Annotated in this window: 2 protein-coding genes; both read left to right on the forward strand. The window is 64.2% G+C overall.

Annotation, left to right across the window (positions count from 1 at the left end; translation table 11 throughout):
- The coding region (locus tag EOA27_RS36010; RefSeq protein ID WP_245491314.1) for an OB-fold nucleic acid binding domain-containing protein at positions 1–970 on the forward strand (970 nt) is incomplete at its 5' end.
- Between the two features lie 181 nt (positions 971–1151).
- Positions 1152–1515 (forward strand): glycosyltransferase (locus EOA27_RS36015; protein ID WP_127258677.1); only part of this gene is annotated, 364 nt, incomplete at its 3' end.

Here is a 1515-nt window from a genome sequence, read left to right on the forward strand (position 1 = left end):
CGCAGAAATCGGCAAGGTTCTTGAACGGCTTCTCGCCGCGCACGGCGACGCGGCGGTTGAGCATATCGTCGCCGTGCGCGGCGAGAAGCCGTTCAAGAACCTTGCCGATTTCTGCGAGCGGGTCGATCCGAAGATCGTCGGCAAGCGCGTTTTCGAAAGCCTGATCATGGCCGGCGCGCTGGATTGCTTCGGCCACGACCGCGCCCAGATGATGGCCGGCGTCGAGCGCATGATGGGCTTGGCCTCGCTGGCGCAGCAGAACGCCATCTCCGGCCAGGCCGACATTTTCGGCGCATCGCTCGGCAGCCAGTCGCAGGCGCTCAACCTGCCGGCGACCGATCCGTGGCTTGCCGCGGACCGGCTGCACCGCGAGTTCCAGGTGGTGGGCTTCTATCTCTCCGCGCATCCGCTGGACGAGTACAAGGCAGCGCTCCAGAAGATGCGCGTGCAGAACTGGGGAGAATTCTCGGCCGCGGTCAAACGGGGCGCGGCCGCCGGGCGGCTCGCCGGCACCGTCACCACCAAGCAGGAGCGCAAGACCCGCACCGGCAACAAGATGGGCGTCGTGCAGTTCTCCGACACGACCGGCCAGTATGAGGCGGTGCTGTTTTCCGAAGGGCTGGCGCAGTATCGCGACATGCTGGAGCCGGGCCGCTCGGTGGTGATCACCGTTTCGGCGGAGGACCGGCCGGAGGGCATCAATCTGCGCATCCAGACCGTGCAGTCGCTGGAGGACGAAGCCAGCCGCATCCAGAAGGCGCTGCGCATCTTCGTGCGTGACGCAGCACCCCTCGGCACGCTCGCCAACCAGCTTTCGGTCAAGGGCGAAGGGCAGGTGAGCTTCGTGCTGATCAAGGATGCAGGACAGGGCGAGGTCGAGATCGAACTGCCCAACCGCTACCGCATCTCGCCGCAAGTGGCGTCGGCAATGCGCGCGGTGCCGGGCGTGGTCGAGGTGGAGTTGGTTTAGCCGACAGTCGTCGCATGTAGCGCGGGATCAAATTCCCGCCAATACGCTGCATTTACCTCAACTACGACAGCGGCGCGACTGGTATATTATTGTTAGCTAACTTGTTTTAGTGTTGCGAACAGGCGGCGGGGCGCATGTTTGTGTCGCCGGGAAGATTGACGATTGGGCCGGGGCGGGGATCATGGTCGACAGGTTGGATTTCCAGACGATCCAGACGGATCGCGACGGGCAGCGCGCGGATGAGGCGGAGCCACCTCTGGTGTCGGCTATTATCCCCTGCCTGAACGAAGAGCGTACGCTTGGCATCTGCATCCGCAAGGCCTTCGACGTTTTTGCGAAGCGGGGCATCAAGGGCGAGGTCGTCGTAGGGGACAACGGGTCGAGTGACCGGTCGGTTGAGATCGCCGAGGCCCTCGGCGCGCGTGTCGTGCACCAACGGGTCAAGGGATATGGTGCGGCGATCAGCGCGGCGGCTGAATCCGCTCAAGGTGCGTATCTCATCATGGCCGATGCCGACGACTCTTACGACTGGAGCAGCCTCGGCG

Origin of the sequence: Mesorhizobium sp. M2A.F.Ca.ET.037.01.1.1, from assembly GCF_003998075.1 — a bacterium.
Taxonomy (GTDB): domain Bacteria; phylum Pseudomonadota; class Alphaproteobacteria; order Rhizobiales; family Rhizobiaceae; genus Mesorhizobium.